This window comes from Mycobacterium sp. IS-1556 (assembly GCF_001499985.1).
Classification (GTDB): domain Bacteria; phylum Actinomycetota; class Actinomycetes; order Mycobacteriales; family Mycobacteriaceae; genus Mycobacterium.
On the sequence record NZ_LQIM01000040.1, the window covers coordinates 101889 to 117778 of the forward strand.

Consider the following 15890-nt stretch of genomic DNA (forward strand, 5'->3'; position numbering starts at 1 on the left):
GATCTGCCAACAATGCGAAGGTTGTCTTTGCAACGTTGCTACGCTGGTTGACGTGGCGAAAACGTTTGTCGGCGCCCGCGTTCGACAACTTCGCGGAGAGCGCGGATTCAGCCAGGCTGCCTTGGCGCAGATGCTGGACATCTCGCCGAGCTACCTCAACCAGATCGAGCACGACGTGCGGCCGCTGACCGTGGCGGTACTCCTGCGCATCACCGAGGTGTTCGGCGTCGACGCCACGTTCTTCGCCTCGCAGGACGACACCCGGCTGGTCGCGGAGCTGCGCGAGGTCACGCTGGACCGGGACCTCGACGTCGACGTCGACCTGGGCGAGATCGCGGATCTGGTGGCCGCACATCCGAACGTGGCCCGCGCGATGGTCGCCCTGCACCGCCGCTATCAGCTGACCACCACGCAGTTGGCGGCGGCCACCGAGGACCGGTTCTCCGTCGGCAGCGGTTTCAGCTCGGGGTCGGGGTCGATCACGATGCCGCACGAGGAAGTGCGCGACTACTTCTACGAGCGGCAGAACTACCTGCATGAGCTCGACACCGCCGCTGAGGACCTCACGATCCGAATGCGGATGCAGCGCTCGGAGCTGGCCCGCCAGCTGTCGGACCGGCTGACGATGGTGCACGGCGTGCGTATCTCGCGCCGCACCGACCTCGGCGAGACGGTCCTGCACCGATACGACCCGACGACGAAGACGCTGGAGATCAACAATCACCTCTCGTCGGGGCAGACCGTGTTCAAGATGGCCACCGAGTTGGGGTATCTCGAGTTCGGCGACCTCATCGACAAGCTCGTCGAAGAGGGCAAGTTCACCAGCGAAGAGTCGACGCGGTTGGCGCGACTGGGCTTGGCCAACTATTTCGCAGCCGCAATGGTGTTGCCGTATGCGCAGTTTCACGATGTCGCCGAGAACTTCCGTTACGACGTCGAGCGGCTATCGGCGTTCTATTCGGTCAGCTATGAGACCATCGCGCATCGGCTTTCGACACTGCAGCGGCCTTCGATGCGCGGGGTGCCGCTGTCATTCGTCCGCGTCGACCGTGCGGGCAACATGTCGAAACGACAGTCCGCCACCGGTTTTCACTTCTCGTCCAGCGGAGGCACCTGCCCGCTGTGGAACGTCTACGAGACATTCGCCTATCCCGGCAAGATCCTGGTGCAGGTGGCACAGATGCCCGACGGCCGCAACTACATGTGGGTGGCGCGCACGGTCGAACGCCGCGCGCAGCGCTACGGTCAGCCGAGTAAGACGTTCGCGATCGGACTGGGCTGCGAACTGCGGCATGCGCACCGGCTGGTCTATTCGGAGGGGCTCGACCTCTCCGGCGAGGTGGCGACGCCGATCGGTGCGGGCTGCCGGGTCTGCGAGCGGGACAACTGCCCGCAACGCGCCTTCCCCGCACTCGGGCGTGCGCTCGACATCGACGAGCACCGCAGCACCGTCTCGCCCTATCTGGTCAAGCAGCCCTAAACTCGCTGTGGTGAGCGAACTCGAGTCGGCACGCATCGCGCCCGGTGGTATCAAAGAACTCGGCCCCCTCAACTGGGCCATCGCCAAGCTCGGCGCGCGCGCCATTCGTGCGCCCCGGTTCAGCCTGTTCAATGTGCTTGGACAGCACCGGCTTCTGTTCCTGGCGTGGCTGCCCTACAGCGGGCTGCTGCTGGGCCTGTTGAGCAAGCTGCCGGTGCGCGACGCCGAGACCGTGATCCTGCGCGTCGGGCATCTGCGCGACTGCGAATACGAACTGCAGCAGCATCGCCGGCTGGCCCGCACCCGCGGCATCGGCCCGGACCTGCAGAAGAAGATCTTCGAGGGACCCGACGCCGAGGGGCTGACCGACCGCCAGCGTGCGTTGATCACCGCCACTGACGAGTTCGTCGTCACCCGGGGCGTGTCGGCAGAGACCTGGGCGGTGCTCGCCAGACACCTCACCAGAGCGCAGCTGATCGAGTTCTGCATGCTCGCCGCCCAGTACGACGGGCTGGCCGCCACGATCACCACTTTGAAAGTGCCGCTGGACTTTCCGGACTGACCGCCGCGCGGCTAGAGGTAGGTGATGCCGAGCACGATCAGCGACAGCAGCACCGGTGAGACGGGCAGCCCCCACAGGAACGCGGCCCACACCTCGGCCTTGCGCTCATAAGACCGCCGCCCCAGCCACGCGGCGACCGCGCCGCCGACGAACGAGACCCCGGCCACGACCAGCACCCACGTGCTGACGTCCGACGTTGCGGTGGCAAGCGAAATGCCTGCCAGCCACAGGACGTGGCCGACCACCAGTCCGCCGATGCCGGCGACCCAGATCGCTCTCAAAAGTTGATCATGTGGCCGAGCAGCCCGTGGAAGCACTCCTGCAGGGCCTCGGACATGGTCGGGTGCGTGTGCACGTTGCGGGCCAACTCGGTCGCGGTCAGGTCCCACTTCTGCGCCAGGGTCAGTTCCGGCAGCAGTTCGGAGACGTCGTGGCCGATCAGGTGGCCGCCGATCAGCTCGCCGTACTTGGCGTCGGCGATCAGCTTGACGAAGCCGCTGGGGTCGCCGGCGCCGTGTGCCTTGGCGTTCGCGGTGAACGGGAACTTCGCGACCTTGACGTCGTATCCCTCGTCGCGGGCCTGCTCCTCGGTGAGCCCGAAGCTGGCGACCTGCGGCTGACAGAACGTCGCACGCGGCAGCATCCGGTAGTCCCCCAGCGGCAGGGTTTCGGCCCCGGCGATGGTTTCGGCGGCGACGACGCCCTGGGCCTCGGCGACGTGCGCCAGCTGGAGTTTGCCGGTGACGTCACCGATCGCGTAGATGTGCGGCACATTCGTGCGCATGTAGTCGTCGATGCCGATGGCCTTGCGCTCGGTCACGGTGACGCCGGTGTTGTCCAACCCATAGCCCTCGATGTTGGGCGCGAAACCGATTGCCTGCAGCACCTTTTCGGCTTTGATCTCTTGTGAGTCGCCGTCCTTGCTGACCGTGACGGTTACTTCACCGCCGCTGTCGTCGATCGACTCCACCTTGGTGCCGGTGAGGACTTTGACCCCCAGCTTCTTGAACTGCTTCTCGATCTCCTTGGAAACCTCGGCGTCCTCGTTGGGCAGCGCGCGGGGCAGGAACTCGACGACCGTCACGTCCACGCCGTAGTTCTTCAGGACGTAGCCGAACTCCATGCCGATCGCGCCTGCGCCGGCGATGACGATGGACTTCGGCAGCTCGCGCGTCATGATGAGCTCTTCGTAGGTGACCACGTTCTCCGACAGCGACGTGCCGGGCACCAGGCGGGTGCTGCTGCCGGTGGCGATGATGATGTTGTCGAACTCGACGATCTCGGTGTCGCGCTCGTTCAGGTCGACTTCGAGCGTGTGGTCGTCCTTGAACTTGCCGTACCCGTGGATCTCGGTGATCTTGTTCTTCTTCATCAGGTAGTGCACACCCGCAACCCGGCCCTCGGCGACCTTGCGGCTGCGATCGAATGCCACGCCGTAGTCGAACGTCGCCTCCCCGCTGATGCCGAACTGCTTGGCCTCCTTGGTGAAGATGTGCGCGAGTTCCGCGTTGCGCAGCAGCGCCTTCGACGGAATGCAGCCGACGTTGAGGCAGACGCCGCCCCAGTACTTGGGTTCGACGATGGCGGTGTTCAGTCCAAGCTGGGCAGCGCGAATGGCCGCGACATATCCGCCGGGGCCTGCTCCGAGAACGACGACGTCATAGTGGGTCACGCCCCCACACTAATGGGCGTCGGTGATCAGCCCAGCAACGTCCTGCGGATCGCGCTGGATCGGCTTGGGCCACGGCGCCGGGCGCGGGCGCTGACGTACCTGCAGGGGCCACCAGAACCATCGCCCGAGCAGGGTCGCGACCGACGGTGTCATCAATCCTCTGATCACGAAGGTGTCGAAGATCAAGCCCAACGCGATCGTCGTGCCTACCTGCCCGATGACGATCAGGTCGCTGACTGCCATCGTCGCCATGGTGAACGCGAACACCAGGCCGGCGGCGGTGACCACGGGGCCGCTACCGGCCATGGCCCGGATGGTGCCGGTGCGCAGCCCGGCGCGGACTTCTTCTTTCATTCTCGACACCAGCAGCAGGTTGTAGTCCGCGCCGACTGCCACCAGCACGATGATGCCCATCGGCAGCACCATCCAGTGCAAGGGAATTCCAATGATGTGTTGCCACAGCACCACCGACATCCCGAATGCGGTGCCCAGGCTCAACGCCACGGTTCCCACGATGACCAAGGCGGCGACCAAGGCTCGGGTGATGACCATCATGATGACGAGGATCAACAGCAGCGCCGCTGTGACCGCGATGAGCAAGTCGTAGTCGGCGCCCTGCTGCATGTCGTCGAACATCGCCGCGGCGCCGCCGACGTAGACCAACGAACCCTCCAGTGGTGTTCCCTTGATCGCCGCCGCCGCAGCCTTTTTCAGCGGTTCGATGCGGGAGATGCCCTCCTCGGTCAGCGGATCGCCCTGGTGAATGATGGTGAACCGGACGGCATGCCCGTCGGGTGACATCATCAAATCCATACCGCGGATGAAGTCGGCGTTGGTGAACGCTTCCGGCGGAACGTAAAAGGAGTCATCGTTGAGGGCTTCGTCGAACGCTTCACCCATCGCCGCGCTGTCTTCCTGCTGTTCCATGGTCTGGTCCTGCTGCGCCTTCTGAACCTGATACTGGTTCAGCATCATCTGGCGCTGGTTCTTCATCGACTGGATCATCCCCGGCATCACCGCGGTCATCTCCAGCGTCAGGTCGGCCATCCGGTTGATGTCAGGAACCATGTCCTGGAAGTCGTCGGACATGGTCGACATGCCGTCGAGGGTGTCGAAGATCGAACGCAGCGACCAGCAGATGGGGATGTTGAAACAGTGCGGCTCCCAATAGAAGTAGTTGCGCACGGGCCGGAAGAAGTCATCGAAGTCGGCCAGGTTGTCGCGCACTTCCTGCAGAGTCAGGGACGTGTCGCCCATCTTGTCGGCCATACTCCGCGACACCACGGACAGCTCCCGGGTGATCGAGTTCATCTTCTCCATCGAGGCGATGGTGTGGGCCATCTCGTCGGCCTGGGCCAAGATGTTGTCGATGACGCCCTGTTGGTAGTCGTTGGACATGAGCTGGCCGACGCCTTGCTGGCCGATCATGTACGGGATCGTCGTATGTTCGATCGGCTTGCCGTCGGGCCGGGTGATCGCCTGCACCTGGGCGATTCCCTCGACCCTCGACAAGGCCTTCGCGATCTTGTCGATGACCAGGAACCCCGCCGGATTTCGCAGATCGCGGTCGGTCTCGACCATCAGCACATCCGGGTTCATCCTGGCCTCGGAGAAATGCCGGGTCGCGGCCGCGTAACCGACGTTCGCCGAGATGTCGTCGGGCAGAAACAGCCGGTCGTTGTAGGTCGTGTGATAGCCGGGCAGCGCCAGCAGGCCGACCATGCATGCCGCGAGGGCGATCACCATGAACGCACCGGGCCAGCGGACGGTCGAGGTGCCGATCCGACGCCACGCCCGGGTCGACGACTTGGCCCTTGGCTCCAGCACATTGCCGAATCGACTGACCACCGAGATCAGCGCGGGACCGAACGTCAACGCCACCACGATGCCGAACACCATCGCCACGGCCATCGGCGAGCCCATGCTCTCGAAGTACGGCAACCGGGTGAAGTTCAAGCAGAAGGTGGCTCCCGCGATGGTCAGCCCGGACGCCGCCACCACGTGGGCGGTCCCGTGAAACATCGTGTAGTACGCCGATTCTCGGTCCTCTCCGGACCGGCGTGCTTCCTGGTATCGGCCGACCAGGAAGATCCCGTAGTCGACGGCCGTGGCGATGGTCAAGGTGACCACCAGGTTGGTGGCGAAGGTCGTCAGGCCGAAGACATTGTGGAAGCCCAAAAAGGAGATCAACCCGCGCGCGCCGAGCAACCCCATTGCGAGCATGCTGAGCAGCACCAGCGTCGTGGCGATGGACCGGTAGATCACCAACAGCATGACGACGATGACGCCGAAAGTGAGCAATTCGATCGTCCGCATGCTCTTGTCGCCGACGGCGTTCTGATCCGTCGTCGTCGCCGCCGCACCGGTCACGTACACCTCGACGCCCGGGGGCGTCGGGTGTTTCACGACGATGTCGCGAACGGCGCGGACCGACTCGTTGGCCAAGGTCTCGCCCTGGTCGCCGGCGATGTACACCTGGGTGTAGGCGGCCTTCCCGTCGACGCTCTGCGCGCCCGCCGCGGTGAATGAGTCGGACCAGAGGTCCTGCACGTACTGCACGTGGTCGGTGTCGGCGCGCAGATCGCGGACCATCTGTTCGTAGAACTCGAGCGCTTCGGCGCCCAGCTTGTCCTCGCCCTCGAGCACCACCATCACCGAGCTGCTGGTGTCGTACTCCTCGAACGTGGTGCCGACGCGCTTCATCGCGATCATCGACGGCGCGTCCTGAGGACTCATCGAGACCGCGCGTTGCTTGCCCACCACTTCCAGCTGGGGCACCGCGGTGTTGAGGAAGCCGATGATGACGACCCAGCCCACGATGATCGGCAGCGCGAAGAGCCGGATCAACCGCGGAAGCCATGGCCGCTTCGGCCGGGCGATCGGGTTGGCGTCCGTCGGCGCGTCGTCGACTGGGGCGCTCACGCGGACTTCACCAAACAGAAGGTCTGGGCGTTCACACCCGAAGCCGTCTTTTCATCCTTGACCTCGTCGTCGACGGTGATCCGGCAGCCGATCGACCGGCCGTCGGTTTGGGCGATGACGTTCGGCGCCACCGACGGCGCCGTGGTTTCCAACGTCAGCGTCCACGGCAGATTCACGGTTCCGGCGCGCACCGGCTTGCCGTCAAGATCCAGGTAGTTGACCACGGCAGTTCCCGAACCGAAGACCTCGTAGGTCACCACCTTGGGAATGAACTTCTCCGCGGTGTCCGCTCCGATCGGCGTCACCAGGACGGGCTCGGCACCGAAGACCGTCCGCAGATGCGACACCGCGAGATAGCCCGCAGAAACGGCGACCACGATCATGACGGGGAGCCAAAAGCGCATGATCACCTTCAACACCGACGCGCCCCCGACTTCATACCAGCCGGCACGGGTAGTGCGCGGAATCGATCGACGGCAGTCAAAGTGCTGGCCTTTCGGCGTTGTTGACGACCCCGATCTCAAGGGGTGCTAGTCAGACAAGCTAACGAACGAAGCGGACAAGGTCAATCCGCTTTTATGTGCTGCGCATTACACTCGGCCGGATGAATGCGGGTGAGACGCACACGCAGCGGCCGGGCCCCCGGCCGCTGCGTAAGGACGCCGAACGCAACCGCAATCGCGTCCTGCAAGCCGCCCGGGAGTTGTTCGCGGCCAAAGGATTGGAGCCCAATCTCAATGACGTCGCGCACCACGCCGGCGTGGGTGTGGGAACGGTGTACCGGCGGTTCGCCACCAAAGACGACCTCGTCGAGGCGGTGTTCGTCGACGGCCTGGACCAGCTCACTGCATTGGCCGAAGCCGGGCTGCGACATCAGGACGCGTGGGAGGGCTTCGTGTGGTTTGTCGAGCACATGTGCGAGATGACCGCCACCGATCGAGGCCTGCGCGAAATCGCCTTCAGCAAGACCTACGGCGGCGACCGAGTGATAGCAGCACAAGGACGCCTTCACCCGGTGGCCACGAAACTCGTTGAGCGAGCGCAGATCGACGGCCGCCTCCGTTCGGACATCTCCCCCACGGACATGCCGATCATCAGCCTGCTGGCCGGGATGGTCAGTGAGTTCGCCGGTCACGTCGACACGAATCTGTGGCGACGCTACGTCGGTATCCTGTTGGACGGCATGCGTTCTCACGCTGAGAACGAGCCGTTGCCGGTGAGGGCGCTGGACGACGAAGGCCTCGACGCGGCGATGCGGACCTGGGAGCCCGCCAGCCGCTAGGTCACTACGCGGCGAGCCTCAGTACGGGATCAGCCCCACGAAACAGCGGCTGGCCCATTCGCAGTAGTAGAGACCGTGCAATACCGCCGCGCCGGCCACCGCCGCCAACGGCGCCGACATGACCGCGATCGCCAGCGCCGTCACCACCGGTCTGTTCGGCGCCATGGCGAGAAGCAGGCCACCCACCGTCGACGTGACGACGAATACCAGCACGACGAATACCGGCGCCGTCTTGTCGATCGAGTGGTACCACCAGTGGTAGAGGCCCCAGCCGGCCGCTGCGGAGAGCGCCCAGACGCCCGCGACGACGAGCACGAACTGCCACCGCTTGAGGTACTGGTAGTTGCCCGGGACCACCACGGGATGCGCCGGAACGGGTAACGGCTCCGAGGGGACCTGTTCGACGACGGCGCTCAGCGCCTCGAACTCGTCTGTCTGGAACGTCGGCGTATACGGCTGCGTCGGATCGCCGGGCAGTGTGTCGGTTCGTTCAGGCACCATGCACCGCCTGGATCGCCACCAGCACACCGAACCAGCCGGGCGCGATCGCGAGCACGAACGCGCCGACCGTCGTCACCCAACGCCGACCGGACAACAGAATCGCCAGCATGCCGAGCGCACCTGGCACACCGACGACGAGGGCAACGACGACGTCGGGCCGGATGGCCGCGTCGACCACCAGCGTCGAGGCGATCCCGAGGATCAGCCCCACCGCCGTGCCGACGAGGAGGGCACTGGTCAGCAACCACGCCCGAGGCAGCGGGATCACGATCACGAGGTTACGCGGATAGTCCTCGCTGGCCCGTTAGCCGCTCGGCGCGTTAGGTATCGGACACGCATCAATTGCGTCAACGTCAATGACGATGTGGGTGTCCGACGGCGGCGGCCGCTCACCCCGGGCGAAAGCCGCACCCGTGATCGTCTGTTGCTCGGCGAGCAACCGGTTCTCGGCGTCGGTGAACGCCCGGCCGCGAGACAGGAAGCGCACGCCCTCCGGCGCTTCGACGCTGAAGCCGCCGCCTCTCCCGGGTACGACGTCGATCACCAGTTGGGTGTGCTTCCATGCGTCGAACTGCGGCCCGGAGATCCACACCGGCACGCCTTCCCCGACGTCGAGGACCGCCAGCAGCACGTCGCGGTCGCCGACGACGAACTCGCCGTCGGGGTAGCACATCGGCGACGAGCCGTCACAACACCCGCCGGACTGGTGGAACATCAGCGCGCCGTGCCGGTCCTGAAGGCGGCGTAGCAGGTCGGCGGCGGCCGCGGTGATCAACGCCCGCGGCGGTGCCCCGTCGCGATTCGGGTGTCCGAACAGTCGCTCACCGACTGATTCGACACCGAAATCGCTCATCAGAAGAAGCCCTGCGCCTTGTTGCTGTAGGACACCAGCAGGTTCTTCGTCTGCTGGTAGTGGTCGAGCATCATCTTGTGGTTCTCGCGACCGATGCCGGACTGCTTGTAGCCGCCGAAGGCCGCGTGCGCGGGGTACACGTGATAGCAGTTCGTCCAGACGCGGCCCGCCTTGATGTCGCGACCGGCCCGGTACGCGGTGTTGCCGTCGCGCGACCAGACGCCTGCGCCAAGCCCGTACAGGGTGTCGTTCGCGATGGCGATCGCGTCGTCGTAGTCGCTGAACGACGTGACGGCGACGACGGGACCGAAAATCTCCTCCTGGAAGATTCGCATCTTGTTGTCGCCCGCGAAGATCGTCGGCTGAACGTAGTAGCCGCCGTTGAGATCACCGCCGAGTTCGGCACGCTCGCCGCCGGTGACGATCTTGGCGCCCTCGGACTTGCCGATCTCGATGTAGGACAACACCTTTTCCAGCTGATCGTTGGACGCCTGCGAACCGATCATCGTCTCGGTGTCCAGCGGATCACCCTGCCGTACGGCCTTGGTGCGGATGGCGGCGAGCTCGAGGAACTCGTCGTAGATGTCGGCCTGGATCAGGCTACGCGACGGGCACGTGCACACCTCGCCCTGGTTGAGGGCGAACATCGTGAAACCCTCCAACGCCTTGTCCTGATAGTCGTCGGCGGCGGCCAGCACGTCGGAGAAGAAGATGTTCGGGCTCTTGCCGCCGAGCTCCAGCGTGACGGGTATCAGGTTCTGCGACGCGTACTGCATGATCAGCCGGCCGGTGGTGGTCTCGCCGGTGAACGCGATCTTGGCGATCCGGTTGCTCGACGCCAGCGGCTTGCCCGCCTCGAACCCGAAACCGTTGACGACGTTGACCACACCCGCGGGCAGTAGGTCGCCGATCAAGGACATCAGATAGAGCATCGACGCCGGCGTCTGCTCGGCGGGCTTGAGGACGACCGCGTTGCCCGCCGCCAGCGCAGGGGCGAGCTTCCACGTCGCCATCAGGATCGGGAAGTTCCACGGGATGATCTGCCCGACCACGCCGAGCGGTTCATGGAAGTGGTAGGCGACGGTGTCGTCGTCGATCTGGCTCAGCGAGCCCTCCTGCGCGCGGATGGCCCCGGCGAAATAACGGAAGTGGTCGACGGCCAGCGGGATGTCGGCGTTGAGCGTCTCGCGGATCGGCTTGCCGTTGTCCCAGGACTCCGCCAGCGCCAGCGACTCGAGGTTCTCCTCGATGCGGTCGGCGATCTTGTTGAGGATGTTGGCGCGCTCGGCGGGAGCCGTCTTGCCCCACGCGGTCGCGGCGCCGTGCGCGGCGTCGAGCGCCTTGTCGATATCGGCTTCGGTGGAGCGCGGCACCTCGCAGAACGGCTGTCCCGTCACCGGCGTCGGGTTCTCGAAGTACTCCCCCGAAGCCGGCGGAACCCATTCACCGCCGATGAAGTTGCCGTACCGAGACTCGTACGACATCAGGGCATCTGCCGCGCCGGGGCGGGCGTAAGCGGTCATCAGTGACTCCCTCTCGAAACGGTGTAACGGAGCTCACACTACGCCCGGCCGCCACAATGGGTGTCGTGGACGACCCCTACCTCTGGCTCGAAGAGATCACCGGCGATGCAGCGCTCGACTGGGTCCGCAAGCACAACGAGCCCACGCTCGCCCGCTTCGGCGGTGACCGGTTCGAGCAGATGCGCGCCGAGGCTCTGGAGGTGCTCGACACCGACGCGCGCATCCCGTACGTGCGCAGGCGCGGCGACCACCTCTACAACTTCTGGCGCGACGCGAACAACCCGCGTGGCCTGTGGCGACGCACGACGCTGGAGAGCTACCGAACCGAGCAGCCGCAGTGGGACGTCCTGATCGACGTCGATCAGATCGCGGCCGACGACGGCGAGAATTGGGTGTGGGCCGGCGCTGAGGTACTCGAGCCGGACTTCTCGCTGGCGCTGGTAGAACTGTCCCGTGGCGGCGCCGATGCCACCGTGGTTCGCGAATTCGACATGACCACATGGCAGTTCGTCTCCGACGGTTTCGAACTGCCGGAGGCCAAATCGAGCGTGACGTGGCAGGACCGCGACACCGTGCTGGTCGGTACGGACTTCGGCCCCGGCTCGTTGACCGACTCCGGTTACCCGCGGATCGTCAAGCGCTGGCGACGGGGCCAGCCACTGTCCGACGCGCAAACGCTCTTCGAGGGCGAGGCCACCGACGTCAGCGTCGGATGCGGTTACGACGCGACACCGGGCTTCGAGCGATTGCTGATCACGCGGTCGTTCGACTTCTTCAACCGGCACCGCTACGAGTTACGCGGCGACACGCTGATCGAGATCGACGCCCCCTCAGATGCCGGCATCTCCTGGCACCGCGAGTGGTTGCTGATTCGGCCTCGCACCGATTGGACAGTCGGGTCGACTACGTATCGTGCCGGTTCCCTACTCGCCGCGAACTACGCCGAATACCTCGACGGCACAGGCGAACTGCATGTGGTGTTCGAGCCCGACGAGCACTCCAGCCTGGACAACTACGCGTGGACCCGTGACCGCCTGGTACTCGTCACGCTCGTCGACGTGATCAGCCAGGTGACGGTCGTGACACCTGGGACCTGGGAGCGAGCCGAGATCCCCGGAATTCCACCGAACACCAACACCGTCCTGGTGGACGTCGACGAGTACGGCGACGAAATGTTTCTCGACGCCAGCGGTTTCGACACACCGTCGCGGCTGCTGTGGGGCCGTGCCGGCGATGCGGTCACCGAGGTCAAGCGCGCACCGTCGTTCTTCGACGCCGCGGACCTCGAGATCAGCCAGCACTTCGTCGCGTCCGCGGACGGCACCATGATTCCGTATTTCGTTGTGGGGCACCGGTATAAGCAGGCACCCGGACCGACCCTGCTGAGCGGGTACGGTGGCTTCGAGGTGGCCAATACGCCGAGTTACGGCGGCGTTCTCGGCAGGCTATGGCTGAGCCGCGGCGGCACGTTCGTGTTGGCGAACATCCGCGGCGGCGGCGAATACGGCCCGACGTGGCACACCCAGGCCATGCGGGAGAACCGGCACCTCGTCTATGAGGACTTCGCGGCTGTCGCACAGGATCTCGTTGCGCGCGGCACCACCACCGTCGAGCAACTCGGCGCGCAGGGCGGCAGCAACGGCGGACTGCTGATGGGCGTGATGCTGACGCGGTACCCGGAACTGTTCGGCGCACTGGTGTGCAGCGTCCCGCTACTGGACATGCGCCGGTTCCATCTGCTGCTTGCCGGCGCATCCTGGATGGCCGAGTACGGGGACCCGGACGATCCCGACGACTGGGAGTTCATCTCGAAGTACTCGCCCTACCAGAATATTTCGGCGGATCGACGGTACCCGCCGGTGTTGATCACGACCTCGACGCGCGATGACCGGGTGCACCCCGGTCACGCCCGCAAGATGACCGCCGCGCTGGAGGATGCCGGTCATCCGGTCCACTATTACGAGAACATCGAGGGTGGGCATGCGGGCGCGGCGGACAACGCCCAAACCGCTTTCCGCTCGGCGTTGATCTACGAGTTCCTGCACCGAACATTGGGCTAGCCTGAAGCCATGGCCGATCTTCGCGAAAACTGGGCGGGGCGTTTCGGGAAGCTGGGCGGCGGGGCGTACGACTTCGCGGTGCAGCGAGAGTGGCTGGCCAGACCCGCCGGCCGGGTGCTGTGGGGCACCGACACCCGCCTGCTGCGCGACAGCCTCCGTGCGGTGGCCGACCTGCCGGACGGCTCGGCGGTGCTGGACATTCCGTGCGGAGGCGGGCTCGCGCTGCGGGAGTTGCGTGCGAACCAACGGCTACGCTACGTCGCAGCCGATATATCACCGGCCATGTTGGACCGGGCGCGCCATCGAGCCGCCGCGATGGGTCACGATGACATCGAGTTCATCGAGGCCGATATCGAACGGATGCCGTTCGACGACAACGAGTTCGACGTGTGCCTGTGCTTCAACGGTCTGCACTGCCTGCCCGACCCGCCTTCGGCGGTGCAGGAGATCACGCGTTGTCTGAAGCAGGGCGGGCGCCTCGTTGGAGATACGGTCATCCGCGGCGCGGGGCCACGGCAAGACCTCGCCATCGCGGCGTTTCGACGTGGCGGCATCTTCGGGCCCGGCGGCACCGCCGACGACGTGCGCGACTGGCTCACCCATGCGGGGCTTCGGATTGAGAAGCTTCAGCAATCAGGGGGCATCGTCCACTTCGCCGCGACGCGCGACGTCAGCTGAGCAACTGGTCGCCGAGGAACCGGTCGGGGCCGGTGACGCCTGGCAGGATGAAGAAAAACCCGCCGCCGACCGGCATGATGTACTCCTCGAGCGGTTCGCCCTTGAGCCGGTTGGCAACGGTGAGGAAGCCCTTCTCGAGGCTGCGCTGGTAGGCGATGAATGCGAGCCCCTGATCGAGTCGGCCTGCGCCGTCGAATCCGCGGGAGTAGTTGAAACCCCGTCGCAGAATGAGGTTTTCGTCTGTCTGAGGAGTGCGCGGGTTCGCCAGCCGGATGTGCGCGGTGAGCGGTATTCGCTTGCCTTCGGGGTCTTCTGGATAGTCGGGGTCGGTGAACTCGCCGGTCAGTCCGAGCGGCGCGCCGCTGACCTTGCTGCGCCCGATCAGCGCCTCCTGCTCGACGAGCTGCGTGCGGTCCCAGAATTCGACGAACATCCGGATGATGCGGATCGCCTGATAGGAGCCGCCGACTGCCCACTCCGGTTCTCCGTCCTGCGGGCCCACCCAGACGTGGCGATCCATGATCGCGTTGTCGTCGACGTCGAGGTTGGCCGTTCCGTCTTTGAAACCCAACAGGTTTCGCGGCGTCGCGGCCTCGGATGCCTGGCCGGCGCCGATACCCCTGGCGTAGCCGTCGACCATCCACCGCAACACCAGGTCACTGCGGGTGCGACGCATCAGCTGCCGCAGGGCGAAGATGACGGTGTCGCTGTGACCCGCTTCGATGATGATCGACAGATCACCGTGCGACAGTTTGGGATCCAACCGGTCGTTGGCGATGAACGGCATGGTGACCAGTTCCTTGGGCTTGCGGTCGGCCAGCCCGAAGCGGTCATCGAACAGCGACGCCCCGACGCCGACGACTATCGCGAGGTTGTCCGCGGGCGGCTGCTCGCCCAGGATGCCGGAGTCGACGGGCGGGTAGGCCGGATCGCGGGGCTCCGGCGGCTTGCCCGCCATGAGCGCGCGGATCTCTTCGGTGAGGTCCTGCAGGGCGCGTTTCAGGCTGTCGCGGTCCTTCGACTGCACGTTGAACGATGCGACCAGCCCCTGCTCCGGAATGGGCAACGCGGTGATGCCGGTCTGGTGTGCACCGTCGAATGGGACGAAGGCCGCCGCGGGTGCGGTGGGTGATTCGGGGTCCGATGAACAGCCGGCGAGGACCGATCCCGCGCCCACCACGGCACCGGTTCCCAACGCGCCGGAGATGAATCCTCGCCGCGAGAGTTCCGAGCGACCTTCGGTCACTGCAGCTTCAGCACTCCAGACACCTGCGACAGGTTCTCCGACAGCCCGGCGAGCTCGGCCTTCAGCTTGTCGATCACGTCGGGTGTCACAGTGACCTCGGGGCAGCGCGGCGACGGGTAGCGATCGTTCTCGGTGCAGAACAACACCCAGCCGTCACCGCGACGCAGTGGCGCCAAGGTTTCGAACACCGAATTGATTCCGGCGTCGATCTTGCCCAGCAAGGCCGGATCGGCTTGTACGAGTGCGGGATTGAGCTTGCCGACGGCGTCGCGTGCCCCCTGCAGGTTGGCGTCGAAGTCCCAGAGGTCGGTCTTGGAGTAGCGGTCCTCTTCGCCGGTGATCTTGCCCTCGGACACCTCTTCGATCAGCTCCGCGGCGCCGTTGGAGACGTCGACCGGCTTGACCTGAACCGACGGGAATTGCGCCTTAAGGTCGGCGACGTCCTTGTCGAGCTGATCGGCGAACGGCGCGCCGCCCTCGGTGGTGTTCTTCTCGAACAGCAGGAACTCGAGGCGATGCCAGCCGGTGAACTGGGGGTCGTCGACGCCGGCGAAGTCATCCACCCGAGCATCGATCTTGCGGTCGATCTCTTCGACCAGTCCGGCGATCGGCTCGATGCGTTCCCACGGCTGACGTGACGGCGCATAGGCGTCCTGGGCGGCCTTGAGGTCTCCGGCGCGGACCGCATCGGTGAATACCTTGACCACGCGCTGAAGTTCGTCGATGTTGCTCTGCACGTAGGCCTTGTAGTCGGCTGCCGCCTTGTCCAGCACAGCCGGATCGACCGCGGGGGCCGCGCTCGTCGTCGTGGTGGTCGTTCCACTGGCGGACGTCTCGCTGCCAGAGGAGTCGCCACCGGCGCATCCGGACAAGATCAGACCGACTGCGGTTATCGGGACTGCCCAGGCGAGATAGCGGTTCATGTGCACCTCTGCGTTCGGAGAGGCTGAACATAACACCCAGCGAACGCGCGGAGGATAGCCACACCTAAAAATTCAGCCTCGCGGACCGCGTCGCGAAAGGACGTGACGGTCGGCGATGGTCGACGGGTTCAGGAAGGCGTCAACCCGGTTGGCGTTGGCGCGGTGTTGGGATCGGCGATCGTCGCCGG

General features: G+C 65.4%; 15 protein-coding genes. 5 read left to right on the top strand and 10 right to left on the bottom strand.

Going from position 1 to position 15890, the window contains the following annotated elements:
- Positions 1 to 52 precede the first annotated feature (52 nt).
- Entirely contained in the window at positions 53 to 1480 is a 1428-nt protein-coding gene (ramB, locus tag AU187_RS22180) for an acetate metabolism transcriptional regulator RamB (RefSeq protein ID WP_059167291.1), read from the top strand.
- A 10-nt stretch (positions 1481 to 1490) separates the two neighbouring features.
- On the top strand, positions 1491 to 2042 hold the full coding sequence (locus AU187_RS22185; protein ID WP_059099226.1) for a carboxymuconolactone decarboxylase family protein: 552 nt from the start codon (positions 1491 to 1493) through the stop codon (positions 2040 to 2042).
- 11 nt (positions 2043 to 2053) lie between these two features.
- Here the strand turns inward: AU187_RS22185 and AU187_RS22190 are convergent, their stop codons facing one another.
- Genes AU187_RS22190 through AU187_RS22205 form a run of 4 tightly spaced genes read right to left on the bottom strand, consistent with a single transcriptional unit; the run spans position 2054 to position 7040 of the window.
- Positions 2054 to 2323 carry a hypothetical protein gene (locus AU187_RS22190; protein ID WP_059167292.1) on the bottom strand — a complete coding sequence of 90 codons (270 nt, stop codon included), beginning with the start codon at positions 2321 to 2323 and terminating at the stop codon, positions 2054 to 2056.
- Positions 2320 to 3714, bottom strand: coding sequence for a dihydrolipoyl dehydrogenase (gene lpdA / locus AU187_RS22195; RefSeq protein ID WP_059167293.1), 1395 nt, complete (start codon positions 3712 to 3714; stop codon positions 2320 to 2322). Before lpdA ends, AU187_RS22190 begins: the two co-directional genes overlap by 4 nt.
- Positions 3715 to 3723: 9 nt before the next feature.
- Positions 3724 to 6636 carry an MMPL/RND family transporter gene (locus AU187_RS22200; protein ID WP_059167294.1) on the bottom strand — a complete coding sequence of 971 codons (2913 nt, stop codon included), beginning with the start codon at positions 6634 to 6636 and terminating at the stop codon, positions 3724 to 3726.
- A complete protein-coding gene (locus AU187_RS22205) occupies positions 6633 to 7040 on the bottom strand; it encodes an MmpS family transport accessory protein (RefSeq protein WP_502687786.1) in 408 nt (135 codons plus the stop codon). The genes AU187_RS22200 and AU187_RS22205 overlap by 4 nt, the downstream gene beginning before the upstream one ends.
- A 200-nt stretch (positions 7041 to 7240) precedes the next feature.
- On the opposite strand from AU187_RS22205, the gene AU187_RS22210 reads away from it, so the two are divergent.
- Positions 7241 to 7918, top strand: coding sequence for a TetR/AcrR family transcriptional regulator (locus AU187_RS22210; protein ID WP_059167296.1), 678 nt, complete (start codon positions 7241 to 7243; stop codon positions 7916 to 7918).
- An 18-nt stretch (positions 7919 to 7936) separates the two neighbouring features.
- On the opposite strand, the gene AU187_RS22215 is transcribed toward AU187_RS22210, so the two are convergent.
- From AU187_RS22215 to adh, 4 genes are read right to left on the bottom strand one after another with little or no spacing between them, the layout of a single operon-like run.
- Complete coding sequence (locus tag AU187_RS22215; protein ID WP_059099197.1) at positions 7937 to 8419, bottom strand: hypothetical protein; 483 nt, start codon at positions 8417 to 8419, stop codon at positions 7937 to 7939.
- Positions 8409 to 8687 carry a putative holin gene (locus AU187_RS22220; protein WP_059167333.1) on the bottom strand — a complete coding sequence of 93 codons (279 nt, stop codon included), beginning with the start codon at positions 8685 to 8687 and terminating at the stop codon, positions 8409 to 8411. Before AU187_RS22220 ends, AU187_RS22215 begins: the two co-directional genes overlap by 11 nt.
- A gap of 36 nt (positions 8688 to 8723) precedes the next feature.
- Positions 8724 to 9272 carry a DUF779 domain-containing protein gene (locus AU187_RS22225; protein WP_082691873.1) on the bottom strand — a complete coding sequence of 183 codons (549 nt, stop codon included), beginning with the start codon at positions 9270 to 9272 and terminating at the stop codon, positions 8724 to 8726.
- Entirely contained in the window at positions 9272 to 10795 is a 1524-nt protein-coding gene (gene adh / locus AU187_RS22230; RefSeq protein ID WP_059099198.1) for an aldehyde dehydrogenase, read from the bottom strand. Before adh ends, AU187_RS22225 begins: the two co-directional genes overlap by 1 nt.
- 56 nt (positions 10796 to 10851) lie before the next feature.
- Here adh and AU187_RS22235 point away from each other — a divergent pair, with 56 nt between their 5' ends.
- Positions 10852 to 12855 (top strand): prolyl oligopeptidase family serine peptidase, encoded by a 2004-nt coding sequence (locus tag AU187_RS22235; RefSeq protein WP_059167297.1) that lies wholly within the window; start codon positions 10852 to 10854, stop codon positions 12853 to 12855.
- A gap of 9 nt (positions 12856 to 12864) precedes the next feature.
- Complete coding sequence (locus AU187_RS22240) at positions 12865 to 13533, top strand: class I SAM-dependent methyltransferase (RefSeq protein ID WP_059167298.1); 669 nt, start codon at positions 12865 to 12867, stop codon at positions 13531 to 13533.
- On the opposite strand, the gene AU187_RS22245 is transcribed toward AU187_RS22240, so the two are convergent.
- The gene (locus AU187_RS22245; RefSeq protein WP_059167299.1) at positions 13526 to 14779 is read right to left on the bottom strand and encodes a Dyp-type peroxidase; all 1254 of its coding nucleotides are present in this window, start codon (positions 14777 to 14779) and stop codon (positions 13526 to 13528) included. The two genes, AU187_RS22240 and AU187_RS22245, sit on opposite strands and share 8 nt — an antisense overlap.
- On the bottom strand, positions 14776 to 15702 hold the full coding sequence (locus AU187_RS22250) for an EfeM/EfeO family lipoprotein (protein WP_059099202.1): 927 nt from the start codon (positions 15700 to 15702) through the stop codon (positions 14776 to 14778). The genes AU187_RS22245 and AU187_RS22250 overlap by 4 nt, the downstream gene beginning before the upstream one ends.
- Positions 15703 to 15890: the final 188 nt, after the last annotated feature.